This window comes from Myceligenerans pegani (assembly GCF_014892515.1).
Classification (GTDB): Bacteria; Actinomycetota; Actinomycetes; order Actinomycetales; family Cellulomonadaceae; genus Myceligenerans; species Myceligenerans pegani.
In genome coordinates, this window is sequence record NZ_JADBGR010000101.1 from 116,797 (window position 1) to 140,063 (window position 23,267).

Sequence of the window (23,267 nt, forward strand, 5' to 3'; positions counted from 1 at the left end):
TCTCTTGCCCCTCACTCACGTGGTTGGGAGACTTGGCCTGCGGAAACATCCGGTGGTGGAGGAGCGCGTTGAACGACCTGCGAGAGCAAGTGTCGATTGACGGCCTGGTGGTCCTGCCTCAGATCGATGAGGCCAAGTTTCTGCGGACCGCCCGGTCGCTGGGGACACCGCATCCCCATCCGGACGCCGAGAAGTCGGGCCGTACGGTGATCCGCCCCGACGGCCGGGCGGGCGTGCCGGGGCTGGGGTTCACGTTCTCGAGCCTGACGCCGCACACAGACCGTTCTCGCCACGCACGCCCGCCGCGGTTCCTCGGGATCCACCTGGTGCATCAGGACGCCACGACGGGCGGGTTCCCTCGGTTCGTCGACCTGAACCTGGTGACGGCGAACCTCGAGGAGAAAGACCTGGATCGGCTGCGGTTGAAAGAGCGTGACGGTCCCGGCATGCTGCCAGTGCGCCTCGGGCGGGATGCTGGCTTCCGATACCGGGACGACGACGTATGGGCGCTGGACGGCCCGGGGCCACTCGTCGGAGAATTCCGGCGTCGGATGGACCAGGCGACCCAGACGGTCGACTGGCTGCATAGCGGTGATGCCTACGTCGTGGACAACCACCGCTACGCACACGGCAGGACATCCATCGCCTCGCCGCAGCGCACCGCGGTGCGCATCCTGATCGACGCGACCGACACAGCCACGAGCGACGCCAGCCCGGCCAGCACCGACTCGGATACGGGAGTCTCCTCGTGACAACAACGCTGCCGGTCTGGACGAACCCGGACTTCGCCGAGGACATCCGCCGCACGACGCTACGTGAGCATGGTGTCAACGAGCTCCTCGCAGTGTTGCACGACGTGCGAACGATCTGGACGTGCGCTTCTCCTGCCTGTACGCCGTCCTGCAGCTCCTGCACCGTCAGGACCGCGACGTCGACTACGGCCGGCTGGTGGAGGAGTACGAGGACGAGTTCGGCGACAACCCCTACTTCCACACCTTCCGTGCCACCCGCCTGATCGGCGATCGCACCTCCGGCGCGAACCTCGCCCGTGCCCTGCGGCACAGCGAACGCGCCATCAAGGTGCTGGGCGATCGGGCGGGCGTGTGGCATCAGTACGCCGCGATCGCCGCCGACCTCGGCGAGGCCGAACCTGCCCGGCTCACCCCGGCGATTCTTGAACGTGCACTGGTGTGCGTGGAGAACGCGATGAGCATGTCCAACCGAGACAACCCCAACTTCCACTTCACCCGCGCCCGGCTCCTGCAGTCCGACGGACAGATCGACGATGCCCTGTCCGAGGTCCAGATCGCTATCCACCGCCAGCGCACCGACGTCCCTGGCGACGAACGTCGCATCGCCCGCTTCGAAGGCTTGCGCACCCGGCTGCTCGTAGAACGTCAGGGCCACCGGCTCCTGCACGAGATCGGCCAAGCCCGGCGAGATCTCGACGGCTCCCGCTCCGACCAGGTCCAGCTGCTGGGCGTGCTGGCCGCCGTCATCGCGCTGATCACCGCGGCGGTCACGATCGCCACCCAGCTAACCGTGAACGAGGCGATCCCCCTGCTCATCGCCGCCACCGGTAGCGTCACGCTCGCGTTCTCCTGTTTGCTGTGGGCGGGAGGCATCGCCAAACCCGCACGCCTGATCCCCGGGTTCGTGCTCGGCACTCTCCTCATGCTCGCGGCGCTGCATCTGTCCGGTCAGATCGACCTGATCTGGTGGACCTGACCCACCCGACTCGTCCGCCTCTACCCATCCGCCCTCCGACGACAGGCCCGCCCGGCATGACCATCACGAAGCTCCAGCTCCTGGACACCGCCACCAGCAAGGGCGAGGGCGACATGTACGAGGACCTGGCAGGCGGGGTTGGCCCGTACGCATGGATGTTCGACGGCGCCACCGACATGCCAGCGACCTATTGCCCGCAACCGCACGTGACCGGCGCGTACTGGCTCGCCCACCACGGCGACGCCTGGCTCAGCAGACATGCCAGCGACCAAGAACCTCACACCCTACTGTCCGACCTGGCCGCAGCCGTCGACGCCGCCTTGCACGATCGAGGCATGCCTGACGGTGCGCTCCCACCAGCCACCTCTCTGGCCATAGCCCACGTGACGGAAAACCGGCTCGAAGCCGCCGTCGTCGGTGACGTGGCCGTCTACAACGTCACCCACAAGGACCTGCTCCTGGATGCGCGGTTCGGCACCAACGAACGCACCGCCGTCGCGCAACAGGTCCCGGCCAACGGCAGCAGGCCCGATCGCGAAGTCCGTGCCGCGCAGGTCGACGGGATCGTCGCCCGGCGTCGCGCCGACCTCGCGGGCCGCAACGGCCCGTGGATTCTGGGCAACAATCCCGCCGTCGGCACCGGCGCTCTACGCCGTACCTGGCCCATGGCGAGAGGCGACCTGGTCCTGCTCGCGACCGACGGCTTCACCCGCGCGGTCACGGACTACGACATCGCGACTTCCTGGGACGACCTTGCCGACATGATCCTCGCCCACGGCATCCAGGACGTGATCGACCACATCCGCCACCTCGAAGCCGGCCTCGACCGCACGATGTTCTTCAAGAAGTCCGACGACGCCTGCGCGGCACTCTACCGCCGCGCCTGACCGATAGGCCCACCGTGCTCAACACCCGCTCCCACGCCGAGCCCTACCTGATCGAACGCAACCCCGGCTACTTCGAGTACCAGCTGCCCGTCTCCGTCAAAGCTGTCATCGCCTGGGGTGATCGGCTCCCGCTGCTGAAGAACGAACGCGACGAGTGGGAGCTGCCCGGGGGCAAGCTCGACGTCGGCGAGACACCCGCCGAAACGCTCACGCGCGAGATCCGCGAGGAACTCGGCTGGGACACCACCGTCACCGACCCCTACTACGCCTGGGTCTACCAGATCCGACCCGAGCGACACGTCTTCGTCCTGACCTACCTCGCCCGCTACAACGGCGATGCTCCGCCCGCCTACTCCCACGAACACAAGGAACTCGTCCTCCTGCGGCCTGATGAGGTCGACGCACTCACCATGCCCCAGGACTACAAGAGCGCCATCCACCAGGCCGTCGAACGCGGGCACTTCGCCTGAGCTAGGGCCCACCGCGTGACCCCGGCGCGCGGTGGGCAAGAGCCCTCAGTTCGAACGTCGTGAGATGGCCGCTCTCGCAGGCGGGATTACTCCGCGCGGGAAGCACAAACTGATCCGCACTCCGTCACCTGTCGGCTCGGAGTCACCCCCGCGTTGGCGGGGACTGCGACGCCGAGCACGTCCAGGCCGACATCTCCAACGGATCACCCCCGCGTCGGCGGGGAGCACATGTCGGTCCGGGATGCGTCGGGCCGCAGGTCGGGGTCACCCCCGCGTCGGCGGGGACTGCTTCACCGGTATCGGTCCGCTGCGCTGGCTGGCCGGGCCACCCCGCATCGGCGGGGGACTGCATGGTCTCCAGCACGTCGGCCTTGCGGCCGTCGGGGTCAACCCCGCGGCGGCGGGGAGCACGCCGGCATCCCGGGAGCGCTGGAGCTGGCCTCCGGGTCACCCCCGCGGCCGGGGGCGGGGAGCACCTCGGCCTGCAGTACCGCACCCGAGGTCGACCTGGGGCCACCCCCGCGTCGGCGGGGAGCACGACGCAGCCCAGGAATCTAGACCGCGCGACTACGGGTCACCCCCGCGTCGGCGGGGAACACGAACTCGGCCAGACCCGCCGGCTGGCCGCCGGCGGGTCACCCCCGCGCTGGCGGGGACTCGGAACCTCCCCGTCACACACCACCGGATCACCCCCGCGCCGGCGGGGAAAACAGCGATCCAGGCAGTACGACGTTGCTGCGCAACGGGATCACCCCCGCTCGGGCGGGGAACGGTTGAGGGCAACGGAGGTTGCCCTCAGAGCACCGGCAAGGCTACACGCACTACATCAAGAGCTACGTTGCTCAGCCTCGTCGTGACCTACGTTGCTCATCACCGTCGTACTGCTCCACCTTGCTGCTCTGCTACGCTCTCCGACGTCAAACAACGCTTTGACCAGCACCGCCAGCACCTGCACGTCAGCACCTGACCCGATCGCCCGTGAAGGGATTGGAGCACTTGATGGCACTACAACGGTCTACTGGCGCGACGCCAACTCGCCCGACGATGCACCACCATCCACGCGCGGCACGCGCCGACCGCATGCCCAGCAAGGAATGGTTGTGAGACTTCGAATGCTGCTGCACAACCCCATCTCGCACTCGTTGGCGATCGTCCCGACGGTCATGGCCGATGCTCCGTGGTGGGCAGTGACGCTGCTGGGTGGCGGCATCATTCTCATTGGACTCGTGAAGGCGCTCCTTCCTACGGACTCTGGCCACCTACTCAGACTCTGGCTTCGATTCCTCGACGGGTTCACTCCCCCGAGGTCCGCGCCACAGACCGAAGGAAGGTTGAACAACCCGGACTGGAGACTCCTGATCGCAGGCGCTGTCGCAATCGCGCTGCTCGGACTGATCGACTGCGTATGAGCAAGTCCCGCGCGTGCGACTGAGCCGTCAAGACTGAGAGCGCGGACCTCAGAGGACGGCCGCGACCTGCTGTCCCACAGCCGCCCATTCGGATCAGACGTAACGCGCAGACCGCCGCTTCAGGTACGTGCGTTGGCGTTCGATCAGACGGCCGACGACGAGGGCGATGACGCTGAGAGGTCCGGCGATTGCGAACTTGGTCATGTTCCACAGCCCCCAGAGCATTCCGAGGATGTAGATGTCGTTGCCGCTGGTCGCATGCTCGAAAAGCATGACGCACAGCGCGTAGAACGTGCTGGCGAGCGCGGCGACGGGCATGCCCCAGGCGCGGTTGGGGCGTCGGAACATCCACAGGATCAGCAGAGTGGACGGGGTCCAGGCGACCGGCAGGCGCACGGATCTGCTGTGGTCGGTCCCGCCATCCTGGACGGGCTCGAGGTTGGCCCGTGTCTGGTAGGTCGGGATGGTCGACGGCGGCAGGGCTGCCGGTCCGGCGGCGGGGTGCGTGGCGATGTATCTGGCCCATTCAGGTGTCATAGCTCCTGCCTCCTTTCGTCCGCGTGCCCGCGTTCGACGGTACGCGCGGATCGGCTTCGTGCATCAACGGGCCGGTTCCGCGTCGCGGCGTGGCATTGGCTCTGTGCGCGGCCCGTCGGGAGTGTCGCGGTGTACCCGCAGGAGGTGTGCGCCTGACCGGGTGGCTCTCCAAGCGCCCCGGAGTCCGAGATCGGTCGTGGCGTAGCTGTACCCGGACGCGGTCAGTGCGTGTTCGACCTGCCGCATCGTCGTCCCGACGGCGGCCGGGAGGCGCGCGGGATGACTTGCGGTCGGCCGGTCGCCGGTGGTGACGGTCAGCAGGTGGCATGTCACAAGCGCGTGCCCGGGCCCGTGGATGGCGTGGACGACGACGTCGGGCCCGGGCGGGATCTGGGTCATCGCGGCGCGGATCTGTGCGATCAGCGCGTGCAGGTCGGCCGTCCGGGTCATCGCGGCGTCTCCCTGTTAGGGACATCGAGCCGGGTGCGGACGCTGTAGCGCTCACGCGGCCGAGCAGCGCCAGAATCGTGCGAACCTCGCTGCGGGCTGACAGTGGTCCGGGCGGTGTCCTTCCTGCTCCGGATAGGGCTCATCGTTCCTCTCATCGTTGTGCCTGCGTCCCGGGCACGACGAGTCGTACCCGCCAGCCGTCGCCTTGGCGGAACAGGGCGGCGGGGAGCTGGTCGGTGTAGGGGGCGCCCGCGTAGCGCCAGGTGGCGATCAGCTTGTACAGCCGGGTCACGGACGTCGAGCGCGGGGAGGCGATCACGTCGGTGCCCGTGAGCAGCGCGACCTCCGCGGCGCCGGCGTGGACGGCGTGGCCGCCGATCCCGAGCGCGACACTCTGAGCGGTGGTGGCGGTGAACAGCCCGTCGGGCGCGTGCGCGAGGATCCAGTTCTTCACGTGGACGGAGTCCTCGGGATCATCGGTCCACGGCGTCGCGGTCCCGGTGCGCGCGGCGGTCAGCCACCGGTCGGCGGTCGACGGATCGGTGTGGCGTTCGGTGGCCAGGACGTGGTCGGGGCCTTGGCGCACGATCGTGTACGACGACGAGCTTGCCCCCGCGTGGAGCATCAGGGTCGGTGATGCCTCGCCGGCGTGGACCACGGCGTCCCCGGCTCCCGTTTCGCGTGACGGAGACCCTCGCGTCGGTTCCGGGCAGGTTCCCGATCTGGCACCACATCACCACCCGCTCGCCGTCGGCCAGGGTGGCCAGGACCGTGGCCGGAATGATGCTCGCCGATCGCTCGGTGACGTCCGGCCGCTTCGGGTCGTCGGCATGTCTCGGATTTGGCGTGTTCATCGCGGCGCCGCCAGGGTGTGCACTACGTCGTCGGCCGCGCTCCGCGACGCCTCTTGAGCGGTGACGTCGCACAAGTCGGGCCCTGTCGGGATGACCTTCAGGCCGGTGCTCGCGGCCAGCATGTCCGCGTACTCGCGAATCCCTGCGGCGTGCAGGCGCGCCAGGCTCGTCGTCGTGCCCCGCGACCGGGCCCGTGGCGTCCGCTCCGGGACGCCGCTCGGGAGTTCGGTGCCCAAGCGTCGGTTGATCCGTCGACCGGTCCCGACGTCCTCGGCGGCGACCAGGGTCCCGGCCGGGAACTGGAGGTCTTCCAGCGCCAGCTTCAACGCGGACAGGTCGAACGTGACCGCGTCCAACAGCTCGTACCCGCCGGGCATTGCCCCATCCAGGCGCACGGCCAACGCCCCATGCGAGCAGAGCCCGTACCCCTCCCGGACTCCGAACCCCCTGGCCAGCTGCAGGAGCCCGGACAGCGACTGGCTAGTAGAGAGCACGACGTCGCACCCTGTCGCGAGCAGCAGCTCCAGTGATTCCAGCGCCCGTGCAGCATCCTGCCGAGCGGTGACGGCGAGGTCGGCATCCGCGTCCAGGACGACTACACGCGCGGTGCTCCCCAGAGTCTCTTCGACGGGGACGGTCTCGTCGGCGCGGATCATCGGAAGTCTCCTGACCCGAGGTATCCCGAACCGAGAGCCCGGGCCGGATCGCGCAGCTGCGAGCGCACCTGAACCTCCAGCCCGTCACGCCGCCCCGACCACAGCGTGTACCCCGGCACGAGCAGCCGGTGGTCCAGCGGGTTGTCACAACCCAGCAGACGAGCGATCCGTTCGCCGTCGGACAGGTCATGCGGCTGCACACACAGCCAGCCACGCGCCGTCGTGACCATCGCGACTCTGTCACGCCCTGCCGCGCGCACGAGCTCCGCCGCGGTCTCCAAGGACCGCAGCAGCACGTCGTCGGGCGCGTCCTTATCGTGGAATTCCGGTCTCATGCCGTTCTCCTCTCCCGTGGTCCGCGACGACTTCCAGGGACCCTCTGCCGCTGCCGAAGCAGTTCGCTTCCGCGTCGCGACGTCCTTCGCATAGGGCATGGTTGCTCGGGTGATATGGATTGTCTGGACAATCCATATAATGCAGCCGATCACAGGTTGCCCATGCCGTCAAGAGGATCGAATAGACTGTCTGGACAATCCAACGATCAAGGGGAGGGCACGCCTGTGGCAGCAGCGCCGAAGCGCAGGCGGGTCGGCAAGGTCGAGATCGCCACCGACCTGCGAAACCAGATCGTCCGTGGCGACCTCGGCGAGGGCGACCAGCTCCCCACAGAGGCCGCCCTGATCGACCGGTACGGCACCTCGCGCAACACCGTCCGCGAGGGACTGGCGATCCTCGTCGGCGAAGGGTTGGTCGTCGCGAAGCGACCCCACGGCTACTTCGTTCGGGACGGACACCGCATGGAGTACCGCCCGCAGTCGGACCTGACCGTTCGCCCCGACGACGTCCCCAAGGACGTGTTCCTGACCGAACTCGCCGACGCCGGCCGAACACCGACCCAAACCATCGACGTGGCGATCGTGCGCCCTCCGGCCGACGTCGCGGCACGACTTGGTCTCAGCGACGACGAGCACGCCGTGGTCCGGCGCCGCGTCCGCTTCCTCGAGGGCGCGCCGTACATGACCAACGACAGCTACTTCCCGCTCACCCTCGCCCAGGGCACGGCCATCATGTCGCCGGAGGACATCGCCCGAGGCGCGAACCGCGTCCTGGCCGACGCCGGCCACGTCCAGGTGCGCGCCGTCGACGAGTTCACCATCCGCATGCCCACCCCGGACGAACAGCACAGGCTCGCCCTCGGCCCGGGAACACCGGTCGCCCGGCAGTTCACCACGGGATACGACCGCCACGGCAAGGCCCTGCGTGTCGCCATCACGATCCTGCCCGGGGACCGGCACACCATCGTGATCGACCGCCCAGGGCTGCCCGACCCCGAAGCCGAGCCCTCGTGATCCGCAAACCCGAACTGGCCACGCCACGCGACGCCGGAGCCATCCGGGCACTGCAGGAGGAGGCACGCGCGTGGCTCCAGTCCCGCGGACTCGACCAGTGGGCCACGGTGCGCCACACCGACCCGGACTCGTCCCGAAGCCTGGAGTCCGCCATCGCACGCGGAGAGGTCTGGATCTGGCGCGACCACATCGGCACCGTCGCAACGACGACCTTGGACGACTTCGCCGACCCGGAGTTCTGGACGGCCAACGACGATCCGGACGACGCGTTGTACGTCCATCGCATGGTGGTGCGGCGATCCGCCGCGGGCAACGGCCTCGGCACCGCGATCCTCGACTGGGCAAGCGCGTACACCGCCGCAAGCCGCAGGACCTGGCTGCGCCTGGACGCCTGGCGATCCAACACGCGGCTCCAGGACTACTACCGGACCCAGGGCTTCACCCACGTCCGCACCGTCGAACTCCCCCACCGCGGATCCGGAGCACTCTTCCAACGCCCCGCAATGCCCGCGGCCAGGCCACGAATTCACGAAGCACCTCCCGATACGGCGGCCCACGGTTACCCCCAGGACAGCGGACCCCAGGCGCCAGCCAGCTAGGCGTGAGCATCCTCAGCCTCAGTCATTCACATGGGGTAGCCCGGGTCGGCGCGGCTCGCGAAGAACAGGGCGTCGTAGCGGCACCCCGGTCCGTCACCTTCGTTGTGTCCAGGCCGGGCCATCACGACCCTGAGTGCGAGTTCGGCGACGCCCGATGAACTGCTGCGATGCGCCGCACCTCTTCAGACACCGCGTCGGGGCCGTATGCCATCAGGGCGTGGAGCGCGCTGACCTTGCGGGCGCCCTGCCAGATGCCCTCGGAGGGCGTCATGAACGGGATGACAGCCGTACGTTGGTTGGCGAACGGCTCAGGACGCAGGTACCTCATGCCGCCGGGACCGCAGAGGTATCCGTCAGCGTCAACAGCCTGTACCAGGTCGGCGAGCCGCAGTGATCGTTCGGAGCGGACGGTGAACTGGCTGCTGAGAAAGGACCTGCCGGTCCACCCGAGAAGTTGGAGTAGCAGCCGAGTCGACGTCTCGGCGACAACTGCCGTCCGATCGGTGCGCTCCATGGTGTCGGTGACGGCGTCGAGGAGAGCGCGGAACTCTGGCCAGTAGCGGCTGGACCCGTATTGGTGGGCCAGCGTGTGGCGCATACGACGACGGGACCGGAGTGGGTCGACGAGACGCGCCTGCCGAATGATGGTTGAGCGTCCGTGGGGCAGGTGGGTGGGCAAGGTCAGCCACTGGTGCTGCTCGGGACGCTCGAGCGGGGCAATCCGTGCACGATGCTGGTAATCGCGGCGGGCGAACTGGACGTCGTCCAGGACGATCCAGCAGTCCGCGGCGAAGATCTTGGCGAGCGTGCTGAGCCGCGGGAACAGGTTGGGCTGGTGGATCGCACACAGCCGGAGACCCAGTGGTGCGCTACTCGGCGATGAGCCTGCTGGTGAATCCTTCTCGGATGAGGTACTCGTAGGCGGCATGCACGTCCTCCGGGATCGTCTGCTCGATGGCGAACCCGAGTGCGGGGTACTCGATCACGCGCTGGAGGTCACCGACGAGCATGTCGACGACGAGCTTCTCGTCGCCGATGCTCTTGAGGTAGTCGTCAAGGTTGAGCGGTTCTGAAGCGCAGACGATGTCGACCTCGGGCCACACCTTGCGGGCTGTGGCGTATGACCGGCGCTCCATGTAGGGCTTCGAGATGAGTAGGACCGAGGCAGGAGCGATGCCAGCCGCGGCGAGAACGTCGCGAGAGAAGGTGATGTTCTCGCCGGTGTTGCTCGCGTTCGGTTCCAGCAGAACTGCGTCGTCCGGGACTCCGAGGTCCAGGGCGTGCTCGCGGAAGTGGACGGCCTCTCCACGAGGGAAGCGTGCCGCTGTGGTGGGGCTGTTGCCGCCGCTGAACACCAGCACGGGGAACATGCCGGCTCGGTAGAGCTCAGCGGAGTACGTGGCGACTCCGAGGTCGTGGCTGCCCAGGCCAAGGGCAACGTCTGTCGGTCGCACGGTGTGGTGCATCTGGTGGTAGTCCCAGATCAGTTCGGCCGCGTGCCACTGGTTTTCGCTGAGGGTCTGCTGGTAGTCGGTCACTCTCGCGTGTCTCCCTGGTTCACCGTGCTCGGGCGGGCATTCCCTGGCTGGAGGCGCGGATGCCCTCAATACTGCGTAGCTGGTGGGCCAGCCCGAATTCGGCAGCGACGCTCTGAGCGCCGTCGAGGGTCCGCAGTCCGTCTTCCAGAGTGCTCGGGTCGGAGACCAGGATATGGCCGTAGGCAGTGTCGAGACGTACTCGTTGCATCGGGGAATCGGCAACGCCAGCGCTTCGGGCGACGTCGATCAGGCGCAAGGCGCCGTCAAGATCGCCCGCGCCCCGGGATGCCAGTGCAAGTTTCTGGTGCGCGACGGCCCAGTCGTCTGGTTCTGCGAGGCGCTCGAAGTCCTGGATGGCGGCCCGCATAGTGCGAGCAGCGTAGTCGTACTCGCCACCCTTGTTCAGCGCCGTGCCCACCCAGAGCCGCGCCCTCGCACGGTCTCTGCCGGTCAGACGATCGTCGACTGCAAGGTCTTCATAGCGTCGGGCCGCGGCGTCCAGGTTGCCACCCATCTCAGTGACGACTGCAAGCGAGAGGTCAAGTTGGGCGACCCGCCGGGGGATGACCAGTTGATCGAAGATCGAACGGGCTCCGGCGTAGGAACGCTGCGCCGACAACGGTCCGAGCACCTGCCCCTGATCGCGTCGGAGGTCGCCGAGCAGTGCGGTGGACCGAGCCAAGAGATAGAGGCCACGGTCGTCGAGGTCGGACGGCTTGAATTTGGGGGTCCATCGGCGCAGCAATTCCTCCGCGAAGCTGAACCGCTGGGAAGACAAGGCGATGATCACTCGGTCGAGGTCATCTGCCCACTCTTCGTACTCCCACCCGCGTGGGCGTGGGACCACTACGCGACGGACCGAGCCTGGAGAGGTCGGTCCTGCTTGGGAGAGGAACGTCTCGAAGCGTAGATGAACGGTCGCATCAGCCCGAGCCAGCGCTGTGTCGAGGATGGCTTGGCTGTCGCCATTGGGCTTGGTTTCCGCGAGAAGCTTTTCCCATTTGGAGACCGTGTTGATCGCGACCCCGAGATCCTCTGCGAAGCGACGAACACTCAGCCGAAGGGCATGGCGCAGGGCGCGGGCTTCAAGACCCGTCCACTGATGCACCGTCGCCATATCCGTCTCCCTTCTTCTCGCTCATTGAAGCAACCCGTGTGCCGCCCTGGGGGCGGAAGTGGGACAGAAGTGGAACGCCGGTTGATTCCCTTGGGCGCCACGTCGGCGCAGGCTTGTGGCCATGGAATCCCTCACGGAACAGCACAAGGTCAGCTGGCCGATCGTCTGCGGATACCTGCGGCTGGCGGGCTTGTCCACAGCAAGACAGCGGGCTCTTGTCGCGGCCATCAACCAATATTGCGTTGACCATGAACTGGCACTCGGCGGGTTGTTCCGTGAGGACGGTGCATCGCCTGACGCAGCCTTCGCTGGCCTCCTTCAAGCACTCAGTACACGCCGTTCATACGGAGTCATCGTACCGGCGGTGGCCCACCTGGGGCCGAAGGATGTAGCGCTCAACCGTCGGCGAATGATCGACGCGGCTGGGGTGCGGCTCCTGTGCATGACTGGTAGGCAACGGCTCCAAGCCGCCAACGCTCACGAACGCGCTCATGTCGGTAACCCATGATCATTTCCGCCAGTCACTGCGGAGGCTCAACCTCGATCGACCGGAGCACGGAATGCTGACCTCCCCACATGAGTCCACTTCCCGCCGCCCAGTGAAGGTCGTGTTCCTCGATGTCACCGGCACTCTCCTGCCGGACGGCGGCGATGATGTGCCCGAGCCGACCCGCCGCGCGGTGGCGGCGGTGATCGGGCGGGGTATCCCGGTGGTGCCGTGCACCGGCCGGTCCACGCTCGGCGTGCTGCCGATCGCCGAACAGCTCGGACTCGGTAAGGGCTCGATGTTCATCGCCTCCAACGGCGCGGTCACGGCCGAACTGACCGGCAACCGGCACCGGCCCTTCCAGATCGTGCGGCAGCGGCTGTTCGACCCCTGGCCCGCGCTCACGGTCGCGGCAGTGGTAGCTCCGCAGATGGCCATGGCCGTGGAACAAGTCGGTGTCGGCTGGCGGGTGAACAAGCCGTTCCCCGCCAGCCGCCTGCGCGGGCTGCAGCACATCGTGGACGAGCGGGTGCTGTGGTCCCAGCACACCACCCGCGCCGTCGTCTACGCCCCCGGCATCGCCGCATACGCGCCACAGATCCAGGGCACCGGATGCACCGCGACCACACACGGCAGCGACTGGATCGACCTCACGGCACCCGGACGGTCCAAAGCCAGCGAGGCCGACGCGTTGCGCCGCCGGTGGGACATCCACCCCGACGACACGGCCGCCATCGGCGACGGCATCAACGACCGCGCCCTGCTGCGCCAGGTGCGGCACGGGTTCGCCATGGGCGCCGCCCCGCAGGCCGTCAAGGACGCCGCGAACTACGTCACCGGCACCCTTGACCACCACGGCGCGGCGGCCGCGCTGGACACCCTGACCCTGTCGACCCGAGAGCCCGGATCAGAGCCAGTCGAGTCGACGCCAGCGGAGACAACGCCGGCGAAGACGGGAGCAGCTGAGGCCAGGGCGGTGGCGCGATGAGCATGTTCGACGGAGAAGAAGACTTCGCGGCCGAAGAGTCCGGGCACCTCCACGACCCGACCCCCACGAAAGGCACCCGTGGCAGGTGGGTGACCGGGTTCGGGTGGTCGACGGCCCTCGCATGCTGCTCGGCGCCACCGGCACCGTCGTCGAGACCGACCTGCCGGGCGCGTGGAGCGTGCGGGTGCACATCGATCGGCGCGGGTTCGACCGGGCACGCCTGGCACCTCACGAACTCCAACCCGCAGACGGGCCCGCGGACGATGCGACGTCATGGCCTGGGTCCTGATCGGGTACATCGTCCTACTGGCCGTGCCGCTGGGCATGGAGGAAGGCTTCCGACGCGGCGCGACGCTCACCATGGGCGCGGCCCAGAAGACCTGGAGGTATCGAACGACATGTCCAACACCGCCGTCGCCGTCGGCTACGTCCGCGATGCCTCGCAGCTCGCCGTCGTGCAAGACCACGCACGTGACCAGGGCTACATGCTGGCTCGCGTCGTCGAGGATCGACGAGACACCGCCACGATCAGCCAGCTCACCGAGCAGGCGATGGACCAAGGCGCCGAGGTAGTGATCCTGCCCGGCGACGCGATTCTGTCGGCCGCCCGTAAACGGCTGGAGAAGGAACTCGCCGCCATTGGCGCGGCCTGCGTCGTGCTCGGTGCCCCGAGCGCTCCTACCCGTGCCGCACTCGAACAGGTCATGCCGCGGCGTGATTTCGACGCCGTTTGGGGCAGGCATTCAAAGCCTCCCGGCGCGCAGAGATGACGATGCGGTTCGTCCCCTTCGGATGCCCCGTCCGGCAGGCACTGAACGGTTCGAAGACTTGCACCGCCGTGTTCGCGGTGTGGGGCATTCGGGATGGCCTCGAATGCTGTTGAAAGGAGAAAGCCCTATGTCGACCATCACGCTGTCTCAGCCCTCGACGCCGGAGATCGCGTTCGACGAGTGGAGGGTGGCGTTCGAGATCGTGGACGCGCCCGTCGCCGTTCCGGCCGCCTGCGACTCCGGCGACGGATGTGGCACGACCTGCGAGTCCGCCTGCACGAGCGACTGAACCGCACTACTGGCCGCTGCGCGGGCCGGGGCTGCACTTGCCTGGTCCGCGCAGCACCCCAGCACCCGACGAAGAGGAGGCTTTGGCATGCCCGGATCCAAGAGACTCATGCGGCACAGCAGACCCGTCGTCCTGCGCCTGGCCGCCACGCCGCACGGCTCGATTGGGCGATGGTGGCCTGATCCGTACAACCCGGCCTCCTGCAGGGTCTGGCTCGCCGAGGTGTGGGCGATCGAGGGGTTCCAGGATCAGGTGCGCGCCGCTGCGCCCGGCCTGGCCGCGACCGTCGATGCTCTGCTGGCCGGGCAGCCCGAGACGAAGACCGTACGGCGGGTGACGGACTCCGTGGTCCGGTATCTGCTGCGAGCCAACGGCCGCGCCATCCCCTTCGGACTGTTCGCCGGGGTCACCACCGCGTCCCTGGGGCAGACCACGGCCGATGTCGGTAGCGATCATCGCGCCGTCGCGACGGCTGACACGGGATGGGCCGAGACGGTCGCCAGCATGCTTGTCTCCCGGGCAGACGTCCTACCGCACTTGACGCTCCAGACCGTCGGCACCGCCACGCGGCATGGCAATGTGCTGACCGTGCCCCGGCCTGGCGGGCAGACCGCGATGGTGCCTGTCAGCCGCCCTTTGAACGCCTTGCTCGCCCTGGCCGCGACGCCTGTCCCGTACCCGGACGTCGTCGACACGCTGACCAGGCAGGGCGGCACCCCGGCACAGGTCGAGCGACTGGTTCGCGACGCCCTGGGCGCGGGCGTGCTGTCCACGTCCCTGCACTCGAGGATGACTGTCACCGACCCGCTCGCCCACATCGTGCGCACTCTCAAGCCAGTGCTCGGTGGTCTGGACGCGGGAACGGCTGCGATCGTGACCGACCTGGACGAGGTGCTCAGGCTCATCGATGACCACAACACCGCCACCCCGGTCGGAGCCCGGCACGTGCGTGATGTCCTGGAGAAGAAGATGAGCCAGGTCTGCGATCGCGGGAAGGTGCGTCTGAGCGTGAATTCCCGCATCGACGCCACCGTTGCCGTGTCACCCAAGGTCGCCCGTGAGGCGGAGCGGGCGGCGCATGCGCTGATGCGGCTGTCCCGGCATGCCGAAGGGCGCCCGGAATGGTCGGCCTACCACGCCGCGTTCTGGGACCGGTACGGCGCCGGCACATTGGTCCCTCTCCGGGACGCCGTGGACCTGGCCGCCGGTGTCGGATTCCCGCACGACTTCCCGACCTCGCCGTGGCCGGAACCCGCCACCAAGATCCTCGACCGGGACGAACATCTGACCGCCCTGGCACAGGAAGCGACGATCAGCGGCACCGAGGTGCTGCTGACCGACGACGACATCGAGCGCCTCGCCTGCACGCCCCTGCCCGACCAGACACCCGCCCCGCACGCCGAGATGTCCGTCCGGGTCCACGCCCCGGACACGGCCGCCGTCGACGCGGGAGACTTCACGCTCACGGTCCGGCCGGCCTGGTCGGCCGGCACCCTGACCGGCCGGTTCGCCGAACTGCTCGGAGACGGCGACCTCATCGGGTCCTACCGGGACCTGCCCACCATGATCACCGGCGCACTGCTCGCGCAGCTGTCCTTCACGCCCGTGTACCCGCACGCGCAGAACGTCGCCCGCATCCCGCAGTATCTGCCGTACGTGATACCGGTCGGCGAGCACCGCTACCCTAGTGCCGACGTCATCGGTCTGGACGACCTTGCGGTCACCTCCACCGGCAAGCGGCTGCTCCTGGTGTCACTGTCACGGCGACGCGTGGTCGAGCCCGTCGTGCTACACCCCCTGGCATTGGAGAAGCAGGCGCCTCCGCTCGCGCGGTTCATCGCGATGGTCTCCCGGGGCGCGGTCACCGGGTGGACCGAGTTCGACTGGGGTCCGGCCGCGTCCCGGCTGCCACACCTGCCACGGGTGCGTTACGGACGCAGCATCCTTTCCCCTGCCCGGTGGACGCTCGACGCCAGCGCCCTGCCGGGCACGTTCGAGCCCGCCTGGCACGACGCCCTACGCGAGTGGGCACGCACCTGGCGGTGCCCCACTACGGTGGACCTGCGCGACAAGGACCGGACCCTGCGCCTGGACCTGACCGAACCCGCCCACGCGCGAATCCTGCACGCCGAACTCGGCCGCAAGCAGCAGGTCATCCTCACCGAGGCCCCCGCGGACGACGCAACAGCGTGGATCGGGCACGCCCACGACCTGGTCCTGCCGCTCGTCTCGACCCGGGCCCCCGAGCCGCATCCCCACCTCGACGACGCCCCCGTGATCTCCAACACCGGCACCCCCACCCCGAACACCGGCCGGTGGGTGCAGGCGAAGATCTTCACGACCCCCGTGGTGATGAACCACATCCTGACCAGCCACCTGCCCGCGCTCATCGACGTTCTCGACGGACGACCGGTCTGGTTCGTGCGCTACCGCAACGCCCAGGAAGACGACCACCTACGCGTACGCGTCGCCGCAACCGGCGACCGGACCGAGATCGCCCGCGCCATCGACTCGTGGTTCTCCGAGCTGCGCGGCGCCGGGCTCGCGTCCCGACTCGTATACGACACCTACCGGCCAGAGACCGGCCGGTACGGTTCCGGGCCGATCATGGACGCCGCCGAGACCGTGTTCGTCGCCGACAGCGACGCCGTCCGTGCTGCCCTGACCATCAATGCACACCCGGACCGTCGTGTGACCTGCGCACTCGGGATGCTCAACATCGCTCGCGGGTTCCTCGGCGACACAGATGGGCTGGTCACGCTGTCCAACCTGCCGACCAGTGGCCCCGGCGACCACGACGTCACCCGAGAGACCATCCGCGCCGCCGCGGACACGTCGCCTGACGACGCCCGCACCGCCGCCCTGCGCGCATACCGCATGTACGTCGACGACACCCACACCGCCAGGATCCTGGAGTCCCTCGTGCACATGCACCACAACCGTTTCATCGGCCCCGACCGACCCACCGAGACCATCGTCCGACACGCCGCCGCCCAGACAGCCCGCTCGCTCCTCGCCCGGCAGGCCGGCCAGTGACCGCACTGCACGCCCTCGGCAACGGACTCGCCGGGACCCTGCTTCGCCAGGCCGTCGACGCGCGTCACACCGGCCGATGGGAGCACGCCGACGCGACACTACGGGCAATGACCCGACAGCCGATCGCCGCTCACCCCGACCAGGTCGGGCTCTACCACGGCGCGCCCGCCGTCGCCTACGCCCTGCGTGCCGCTTCCCGACCGGCGTACCAGGGCCTGTCCGACTGCCTCGACGACGCCGTCGCCCGGATCACCACGCAGCGCCTGACGGCCGCCGAACGCCGGCTCGATGCCGGGCGCCCACCACGGATGAGCGAGTACGACCTCATCAGCGGCCTGACCGGCCTGACAGCCCTCCTGCTGTACACCGGCACCAGCACCGACCTGCTGCACCGTGGCCTGACCTACCTCACCCGACTCCTGACCGAACCCGTAGCCGTCGACGGCACACCCGTCCCAGGTTGGTGGACCACCGACAGCCCCCGAGGAATCCCCGATCCCGCCCAGCCCACAGGCCATGGAAACTTCGGCCTCGCCCACGGCGTCACCGGCCCGGTGGCCCTGCTCGCACTCGCCGCCCTCGCAGGACACACCGTCCCCGGGCAACTCGACGCCCTGCGGCACACCATCATGCTTCTGACCGACTGGGCGCGACCCCTATCCGACGGCGCCGGGTACGCGTGGCCGGAGCACGTCACCCTCGACCAGTGGGCCGCCGGTCCACCGCCCACGGCACGCCGCACCCGACCCTCCTGGTGCTACGGCAGCCCCGGCATCACCAGGGCACTCCAGATCACCGCGCAAGCCACCCAGGACGAGAACCTGCAACGCCAGGCCGAGACCATCCTGACCGGCTGCCTGACCGACCCCGCCCAGCTCGACCAGCTCACCGACACCAGCGCCTGCCACGGGTGGGCCGGCCTGATCCTCACCGCCTCACACGCCGCAGCCGACGCCCTGCCCGGCAGTACCCTGCCTGATCTTCTGCCCGACCTTCAGGAACGGTTCGACACGACCGTCCGCAACGCCCCCACAAGTCGTGCACGTGGTCTGCTGACCGGCGAAGACGGCGTCATCCTGACACGGCGCATAGTCCCCTCCACACACCTCACCGACCCCGCCGGATGGCAAACCTGCCTCCTGCTCAACGCATGAAGGAGCCACACCCCTGTGAACACCGCACCCACCGCCGACGACCTGCGCAACAAGCTCGTCGACGCCATCGTCAAAACGCGTCCGCTTCCTACCCGGATCGAAGCCGCGATGCGGACCGTGCGCCGCGACCAGCACGTACCCGGCATCGACCTGGAGACCACCTACTCCGACCGTGCGATCTCCATCAAGGACAACCCCAACGGACCGCTCCCGCTGTCCCTGGCGTCAGTGCCGTCTGTCGTCGCGATGATGCTCGACCAGCTCGACGCCCAGCCCGGCCACAACGTCCTGGAAGTAGGCGCCGGCACGGGGTACAACGCCGCCCTCCTGTCCGAACTGGTCGGCTCAACCGGACACGTCACCACCGTTGACATCGACCCCGGCGTCGCCCTGTACGCCCGCCAGGCCCTCAACCGGACCGGCTACGGCCACGTCACCGTCATCGAGCGCGACGGGCTGCTCGGCGCCGAAGAAAACGGCCCCTACGACCGCATCATCGCGGCCGTCGGCCTCTGGGACATCCCACCAGCATGGTGGACCCAGCTCAAAGACGGCGGCCGTCTCGTACTGCCACTGCGCTGGCGCGGCCAGACCCGGTCCGCAGCACTGACCCGCCACGGCAACACCCTTACCTCCGACAGCCTCGAACTGTGCGGCTTCGTCCCCATCATCGGCCAGGACGGAGAACACACCACTCGACTCGCCGGCGACACGGTCCGGTTGCACCACGACCACGACCAGCACATCGACCCCACCCTCCTCGACCCGGCGTTCGACGGCCAAGCCACCGAAGCCTGGTCAGCCACCGAAGTGGCAAGCACCGAGCCGTTCGACGGAATGTGGCTCCACACCACCGCGACCGACGACCGGGTATGCCGCATCGAGGTCACCACCGAAGCCCTCGACGCCGGCATCCGACGACCCGCCATCCCCATCCGCACCCCAGCCCTCGTCGACGGCAACTCCGCGGCCTACATGATCTTCGACAAGACCAAAGCCACCCCCGGACACGCACTCCTGGGCGCAGCAGGATACGGACCCCACGGCGCCGACCTCGCCCACCAACTCACGCAATACATCAACACCTGGGGAACTCACCGTGACCTCGCCCCAAGCCTGACCATCCACCACAGCGTCTCCCCCGGGCCGATGCCCGCGGGTGGGCACGCCATCCGCAAGAACGACACCCTCATGATCCTCACACTGCCGGGCTCCACCCCGAACGGGAGCTGACGAACGCAACCGACCTCGCGCCTCCGCCTCGGCGCGCGGCGGCTCGCTAGAGCAACATCTCCTGCACGTCATCCTCACGAGCTCATCCGTGGCACGATCTGGCACGGTCGACGAGGCGAGCCGCACCCGAATTTCGCGTGCGAGCGGCCCTCTGTCGGCGATTGGCAGGTGCGCGCGTGCTGCCCCCTTGCCCCACCGCGTGGGGTTTTTCCGTCCATGTCCGACCTCCCGTGTCCTCGGAGAGTCGACACGCAAGAGGCCCGGAGCCACAGGATTCTGCGGTTCCGGGCCTCTGGTCAGCCGCGACGGGCGGCGGGCTCCTGACGCGTCGTCTCGTTGATGCTGACGCTTTTCAGATTCATGATCTGGATTGTCATGACGGCGGTCCAGCTGTCGATCTCGCTGACCCAGGCGACGATTCAAGCGTTCCGCCGGTAGCGTGCACAGATGGCCGCCAAGTCCTCCCTATGGTCCCGATCAGCACCACGGCCGCCTGTAGCGTTCTGACCTGCCGCCGCCACGGCGCGCGGAGACCAGCAAGTGCATCGCAACCGACGACGGTGAATCGTCGTGGTTCACCCACCCTCGCTACGGATACGTTGCAGCCATGACGCCGCCGCTGCTCCTCGTCCCGGCCGATCCGCTCGCACCGCGCTCGCCCGACCCGCACTTCGCACGTGAAGCGGAGGCGGCATTGGTGTTGGGCTGGCGTGTCGGGGCCATCGACCATGACATGCTCCTGGCCGGTGATGCGGGCGCTGCCGTGCGCCGGGTGCCGTCCGCCGCCGCGGAAGCCACGATGGTGGCGTGGTATCGCGGGTGGATGATCCCGGTCGAGGCATACGAACGGTTCACGGCCGCGCTGGCCACGCGGGGTGTGCAGGTGGCCACGAACTCGGACGCGTACCGGCAGGCGCACGAGCTGCCCGGTTGGTACGGCCAGTTCGCGGGCCGGACTCCCGCGAGCGCCTGGCTGCCCTGGAAGGCCGGCAGGACGCCGTCGCGGACCGATGTCGCCGCGCTGACCGCGCCGCTGGGAAGCGGCCCCGGCGTGGTGAAGGACTACGTGAAGTCCCGCAAGCACGAGTGGCACGAGGCGTGCTTCGTGCCCGACCTCGCTGACGTCGCCGCCGTCACGCGTACCGTGGCCCGGCTGGTCGAGTTGCAGGGCTCGGATCTGGCCGGCGGAATCGTGGCCCGCCGGTTCGAGTCGTTCGCGACGGACGAGGCCGGACGCGCCAGAGAAGCGCGTGTCTGGTGGGTTGCAGGCTCGCCCGTCCTGGTCACCGCACACCCGGACACGCCGTCGACCACAGTGAGGGTCCCGGAGACGGTACTGGACGACATCGCCGGGTGCCTGCGACGGATCAGCGCACCGTTCGTCACGACCGACCTCGCACAGAGGAACGACGGCGTCTGGCGGGTCATCGAGGTCGGCGACGGCCAGGTCAGCGACCTACCCGCGAGCGAGGAGCCCGGGACGATACTGCGCATCCTCACCCAGGCCGAACAGCCGCGCGATACGACCGGCTGACGGGGAGCTCACGGCCTGCACCTCATCGCAACGTCCGCCCCCGCCGTCGTCGTCGGTTGTGGTGGTGCCGAGGCCGATGCCCGTCTCGGTGGTCGCGGCGAACAGGGCAGTACGGGCCCAGGGCCCTCTACCGGCTTCAGGCGAAGTGCTCGTTCAGGACCGCCCGGTAGGTCTCGGCTGCCGACCGGTAGCGCTCGCCGCCCGCGTCGGTGATCGCGAGGAAGTTCGAGCGGCGGTCGAAGCCGCACTCCGCGCGCTCCACGAACCCGGCCTTCTCCAGGCGGGTGACGGTCCGTGAGAAGGCACTCTGGCTGAGGTACATCTCGGCCTCGAGATCCTTCATCCTCACCTTGGCCTTGTCCGGCCCGCAGCACCGGCACAAGGCCTTGAGCAGCTCGAAGTCGCTCAGCCCGAGGCCGTGACCTGCCTGGAGCTCGTGCTCCAGCTCGTTCGAAACGGTGTGGTAGGTGCGAAGCATCTCGGACCACCGAGTGTCCACGCCGACCTCGGATGCAGCCTCCATGGCGGCGACATTACCATGCTCGCACATCTCATGTCTAAGCATTTTATGCGTTGACATCACATGCGCGCGCATCTAAGTTGCCACCATGGCGCTCACCGAAACAACGACTCCGGGCACCTCGGCCCCGGAGCCCGCCGACCACACGACACCCGCCCCGAAGCCCTGGGGGCCGCGACTGTGGGCCGTGCTCTTCGTCGCCGGCCTGGCCATGTTCCTCGACGCGCTCGACGTGTCCATGGTCGGCGTCGCACTTCCGTCGATCGGCGCCGAACTCGGCCTCGAGACGACCTCGCTCCAATGGATCGTCAACGGCTACATCCTCGGCTACGGCGGCCTGCTCCTGCTCGGCGGGCGGATGGCCGATCTCCTCGGCCGACGTCAGGTGTTCCTCACCGCGCTCGTCGTGTTCGGCGCCGCCTCGCTCGTGGGCGGCCTCGTCGACAACGAGGCCCTGCTGATCGCGTCGCGCGTCGTCAAGGGCGTCGCCGCCGCGTTCACCGCCCCGGCCGCCCTGTCGATCATCACCACGACCTTCGCCGAAGGCCACGACCGCAACAAGGCCCTGTCGATCTTCACGGTCTTCGGCGCCACCGGCTACGCCTCGGGCCTCATCGCCTCCGGCGCCCTGACCAGCATCGACTGGCGCCTGACGTTCTTCGCGCCGGTCGCCGTCGTCGTCCTGGTGACCATCGCCGCGTTCATCGTGGTCCCCCGGACCCCACGGCCGGCGCGAGGCCACATCGACTTCGCCGGCGCCGTCACCCTCACCGGCGGGATGCTCGCGGCGGTCTACACCATCGTGACCGCCCCCGAGACCGGGTTCACCCCGCTGGTCACCGCGGCCGCGGTAGGGGCAGTCGTCCTCCTCGGCGCGTTCCTCGTGCTCGAGAACCGGGTCCGTGAGCCGCTGGTGCGGCTGGGGATCTTCCGGGTCAGGTCGATCGTCCGGGCCAACTTGGCCGCACTGGCGATCTTCGGCTCCTACATCTCGTTCCAGACGATCGTCACCCTGTACCTGCAGAACACGCTCCAGTGGGCGCCGATCCAGATGGCGCTCGCCCTGGCCCCGGCCGGCGTCATCGTCGCGATCCTGTCGCCCCTCGCGGGCCGGTTCATCGACCGTTTCGGCACGACGCCGATGATCATCACCTCGATGGCGGCGTTCGTCCTCGGCTACCTGTGGTTCATCCTGCGCGGCGACTCGGCCGAGCCGTCGTACCTCACCGACTACCTTCCGGCGTTCGCGCTGCTGGGCCTGGGCTTCGCGCTCGGCTTCTCGTCGGTGATGGTCCAGGCCACCGAGGGCATCGCCGACAACGAGCAGGGCCTGGCCTCAGGCCTCGTCCAGACCTCCGGCCAGATCGGCGGGGCAGTCGTCCTCGCGGTCGTCACCGCCCTGATCTCGGGCGGTGCCGCCACGTCGATCGCCCAGTACCAGCCGGGGCTGTACATGGTGACCGCGGTGGCGGTGGCCGGGCTGATCGCCAGCGCGACCGCCCTCCTCCGCCGCCGCACCGCCCTCAACCCTGCCCGGTAAACCGGGGCAAGGCTCACGCCCGCCCGATGGAACAGTCACACAACCTTGCCGAGGTAGTAGGTTGCACAGCCGACCTACTACCTCGGCAGGCTCCCCGAGCGGGTCGGACGCCTGGCAAGCTC

At 68.5% G+C, this 23,267-nt stretch carries 23 protein-coding genes; 14 read left to right on the forward strand and 9 right to left on the reverse strand.

Features of this window, described 5'->3' with window-relative positions:
- The first annotated feature begins 68 nt into the window (after positions 1-68).
- From IIE03_RS17345 to IIE03_RS17360, 4 genes are all read left to right on the forward strand, one after another.
- On the forward strand, positions 69-752 hold the full coding sequence (locus IIE03_RS17345; protein ID WP_192864011.1) for a TauD/TfdA family dioxygenase: 684 nt from the start codon (positions 69-71) through the stop codon (positions 750-752).
- Positions 753-873: 121 nt separating this feature from the next.
- Positions 874-1,728 carry a tetratricopeptide repeat protein gene (locus IIE03_RS17350; protein WP_192864012.1) on the forward strand — a complete coding sequence of 285 codons (855 nt, stop codon included), beginning with the start codon at positions 874-876 and terminating at the stop codon, positions 1,726-1,728.
- Between the two features lie 56 nt (positions 1,729-1,784).
- The gene (locus tag IIE03_RS17355; RefSeq protein WP_192864013.1) at positions 1,785-2,615 is read left to right on the forward strand and encodes a protein phosphatase 2C domain-containing protein; all 831 of its coding nucleotides are present in this window, start codon (positions 1,785-1,787) and stop codon (positions 2,613-2,615) included.
- Between the two features lie 14 nt (positions 2,616-2,629).
- Positions 2,630-3,085 carry an NUDIX hydrolase gene (locus IIE03_RS17360; protein WP_318843044.1) on the forward strand — a complete coding sequence of 152 codons (456 nt, stop codon included), beginning with the start codon at positions 2,630-2,632 and terminating at the stop codon, positions 3,083-3,085.
- A gap of 1,502 nt (positions 3,086-4,587) precedes the next feature.
- On the opposite strand, the gene IIE03_RS17365 is transcribed toward IIE03_RS17360, so the two are convergent.
- The 5 genes from IIE03_RS17365 to IIE03_RS17385 all read right to left on the reverse strand — a co-directional run bounded on the left by IIE03_RS17365 (position 4,588) and on the right by IIE03_RS17385 (position 7,326).
- On the reverse strand, positions 4,588-5,031 hold the full coding sequence (locus IIE03_RS17365) for a hypothetical protein (protein ID WP_192864014.1): 444 nt from the start codon (positions 5,029-5,031) through the stop codon (positions 4,588-4,590).
- Positions 5,032-5,094: 63 nt separating this feature from the next.
- On the reverse strand, positions 5,095-5,481 hold the full coding sequence (locus IIE03_RS17370) for a hypothetical protein (protein WP_192864015.1): 387 nt from the start codon (positions 5,479-5,481) through the stop codon (positions 5,095-5,097).
- 151 nt (positions 5,482-5,632) lie between these two features.
- A complete protein-coding gene (locus IIE03_RS17375) occupies positions 5,633-6,139 on the reverse strand; it encodes a hypothetical protein (RefSeq protein ID WP_192864016.1) in 507 nt (168 codons plus the stop codon).
- A 192-nt stretch (positions 6,140-6,331) separates the two neighbouring features.
- Complete coding sequence (locus tag IIE03_RS17380; RefSeq protein ID WP_192864017.1) at positions 6,332-6,991, reverse strand: hypothetical protein; 660 nt, start codon at positions 6,989-6,991, stop codon at positions 6,332-6,334.
- On the reverse strand, positions 6,988-7,326 hold the full coding sequence (locus IIE03_RS17385) for a hypothetical protein (protein WP_192864018.1): 339 nt from the start codon (positions 7,324-7,326) through the stop codon (positions 6,988-6,990). Before IIE03_RS17385 ends, IIE03_RS17380 begins: the two co-directional genes overlap by 4 nt.
- A 225-nt stretch (positions 7,327-7,551) precedes the next feature.
- Between IIE03_RS17385 and IIE03_RS17390 the strand changes: the two genes are divergently transcribed.
- The gene (locus IIE03_RS17390) at positions 7,552-8,340 is read left to right on the forward strand and encodes a GntR family transcriptional regulator (RefSeq protein ID WP_318843045.1); all 789 of its coding nucleotides are present in this window, start codon (positions 7,552-7,554) and stop codon (positions 8,338-8,340) included.
- Positions 8,337-8,939 (forward strand): GNAT family N-acetyltransferase, encoded by a 603-nt coding sequence (locus IIE03_RS17395; protein WP_192864020.1) that lies wholly within the window; start codon positions 8,337-8,339, stop codon positions 8,937-8,939. Before IIE03_RS17390 ends, IIE03_RS17395 begins: the two co-directional genes overlap by 4 nt.
- A 121-nt stretch (positions 8,940-9,060) precedes the next feature.
- Here the strand turns inward: IIE03_RS17395 and IIE03_RS17400 are convergent, their stop codons facing one another.
- The 3 genes from IIE03_RS17400 to IIE03_RS17410 are packed head-to-tail and all read right to left on the reverse strand — an operon-like array spanning position 9,061 to position 11,594.
- Positions 9,061-9,867 carry a WbqC family protein gene (locus IIE03_RS17400; RefSeq protein ID WP_192864021.1) on the reverse strand — a complete coding sequence of 269 codons (807 nt, stop codon included), beginning with the start codon at positions 9,865-9,867 and terminating at the stop codon, positions 9,061-9,063.
- The gene (locus IIE03_RS17405; protein WP_192864022.1) at positions 9,809-10,477 is read right to left on the reverse strand and encodes a YdcF family protein; all 669 of its coding nucleotides are present in this window, start codon (positions 10,475-10,477) and stop codon (positions 9,809-9,811) included. The genes IIE03_RS17400 and IIE03_RS17405 overlap by 59 nt, the downstream gene beginning before the upstream one ends.
- Before the next feature lie 19 nt (positions 10,478-10,496).
- Entirely contained in the window at positions 10,497-11,594 is a 1,098-nt protein-coding gene (locus tag IIE03_RS17410) for a helix-turn-helix domain-containing protein (protein ID WP_192864023.1), read from the reverse strand.
- Between the two features lie 608 nt (positions 11,595-12,202).
- Here IIE03_RS17410 and IIE03_RS17415 point away from each other — a divergent pair.
- The 7 genes from IIE03_RS17415 (at position 12,203) to IIE03_RS17445 (ending at position 21,085) form a co-directional block, all read left to right on the forward strand.
- Positions 12,203-13,069 carry an HAD family hydrolase gene (locus IIE03_RS17415; protein WP_192864024.1) on the forward strand — a complete coding sequence of 289 codons (867 nt, stop codon included), beginning with the start codon at positions 12,203-12,205 and terminating at the stop codon, positions 13,067-13,069.
- A 398-nt stretch (positions 13,070-13,467) separates the two neighbouring features.
- Positions 13,468-13,839 (forward strand): hypothetical protein, encoded by a 372-nt coding sequence (locus IIE03_RS17420; protein ID WP_192864025.1) that lies wholly within the window; start codon positions 13,468-13,470, stop codon positions 13,837-13,839.
- A gap of 127 nt (positions 13,840-13,966) precedes the next feature.
- Positions 13,967-14,128, forward strand: a complete 162-nt coding sequence (locus IIE03_RS17425; protein WP_192864026.1) for an FxLD family lanthipeptide — start codon at positions 13,967-13,969, stop codon at positions 14,126-14,128.
- 87 nt (positions 14,129-14,215) lie between these two features.
- Entirely contained in the window at positions 14,216-17,164 is a 2,949-nt protein-coding gene (locus IIE03_RS17430; protein WP_192864027.1) for a lantibiotic dehydratase, read from the forward strand.
- Positions 17,161-18,318, forward strand: coding sequence for a lanthionine synthetase C family protein (locus tag IIE03_RS17435; protein WP_192864028.1), 1,158 nt, complete (start codon positions 17,161-17,163; stop codon positions 18,316-18,318). Before IIE03_RS17430 ends, IIE03_RS17435 begins: the two co-directional genes overlap by 4 nt.
- A gap of 15 nt (positions 18,319-18,333) precedes the next feature.
- Positions 18,334-19,551: a methyltransferase, FxLD system gene (gene fxlM, locus IIE03_RS17440; protein ID WP_192864029.1), complete on the forward strand. Its 1,218-nt coding sequence runs from the start codon at positions 18,334-18,336 to the stop codon at positions 19,549-19,551.
- Between the two features lie 607 nt (positions 19,552-20,158).
- On the forward strand, positions 20,159-21,085 hold the full coding sequence (locus tag IIE03_RS17445; protein ID WP_192864030.1) for an ATP-grasp domain-containing protein: 927 nt from the start codon (positions 20,159-20,161) through the stop codon (positions 21,083-21,085).
- A 136-nt stretch (positions 21,086-21,221) separates the two neighbouring features.
- Here IIE03_RS17445 and IIE03_RS17450 read toward each other — a convergent pair whose 3' ends face one another.
- Positions 21,222-21,608: a MarR family winged helix-turn-helix transcriptional regulator gene (locus IIE03_RS17450; RefSeq protein WP_192864031.1), complete on the reverse strand. Its 387-nt coding sequence runs from the start codon at positions 21,606-21,608 to the stop codon at positions 21,222-21,224.
- A gap of 85 nt (positions 21,609-21,693) precedes the next feature.
- Between IIE03_RS17450 and IIE03_RS17455 the strand changes: the two genes are divergently transcribed.
- On the forward strand, positions 21,694-23,145 hold the full coding sequence (locus tag IIE03_RS17455) for an MFS transporter (protein ID WP_225997921.1): 1,452 nt from the start codon (positions 21,694-21,696) through the stop codon (positions 23,143-23,145).
- Positions 23,146-23,267 lie beyond the last annotated feature (122 nt).

Bases quoted from the DNA above. Each gene is read 5' to 3' on its own strand.
- IIE03_RS17380 (WP_192864017.1), bottom strand. From the start codon at position 6,991: ATGATCCGCGCCGACGAGACCGTCCCCGTCGAAGAGACTCTGGGGAGC.
- IIE03_RS17385 (WP_192864018.1), bottom strand. From the start codon at position 7,326: ATGAGACCGGAATTCCACGATAAGGACGCGCCCGACGACGTGCTGCTG.
- IIE03_RS17425 (WP_192864026.1), top strand. From the start codon at position 13,967: ATGTCGACCATCACGCTGTCTCAGCCCTCGACGCCGGAGATCGCGTTC.
- IIE03_RS17420 (WP_192864025.1), top strand. From the start codon at position 13,468: ATGTCCAACACCGCCGTCGCCGTCGGCTACGTCCGCGATGCCTCGCAG.
- IIE03_RS17410 (WP_192864023.1), bottom strand. From the start codon at position 11,594: ATGGCGACGGTGCATCAGTGGACGGGTCTTGAAGCCCGCGCCCTGCGC.
- IIE03_RS17355 (WP_192864013.1), top strand. From the start codon at position 1,785: ATGACCATCACGAAGCTCCAGCTCCTGGACACCGCCACCAGCAAGGGC.
- IIE03_RS17455 (WP_225997921.1), top strand. From the start codon at position 21,694: ATGGCGCTCACCGAAACAACGACTCCGGGCACCTCGGCCCCGGAGCCC.
- IIE03_RS17445 (WP_192864030.1), top strand. From the start codon at position 20,159: ATGACGCCGCCGCTGCTCCTCGTCCCGGCCGATCCGCTCGCACCGCGC.
- IIE03_RS17430 (WP_192864027.1), top strand. From the start codon at position 14,216: ATGCCCGGATCCAAGAGACTCATGCGGCACAGCAGACCCGTCGTCCTG.
- IIE03_RS17370 (WP_192864015.1), bottom strand. From the start codon at position 5,481: ATGACCCGGACGGCCGACCTGCACGCGCTGATCGCACAGATCCGCGCC.
- IIE03_RS17450 (WP_192864031.1), bottom strand. From the start codon at position 21,608: ATGGAGGCTGCATCCGAGGTCGGCGTGGACACTCGGTGGTCCGAGATG.
- IIE03_RS17400 (WP_192864021.1), bottom strand. From the start codon at position 9,867: ATGCCGCCTACGAGTACCTCATCCGAGAAGGATTCACCAGCAGGCTCA.
- IIE03_RS17365 (WP_192864014.1), bottom strand. From the start codon at position 5,031: ATGACACCTGAATGGGCCAGATACATCGCCACGCACCCCGCCGCCGGA.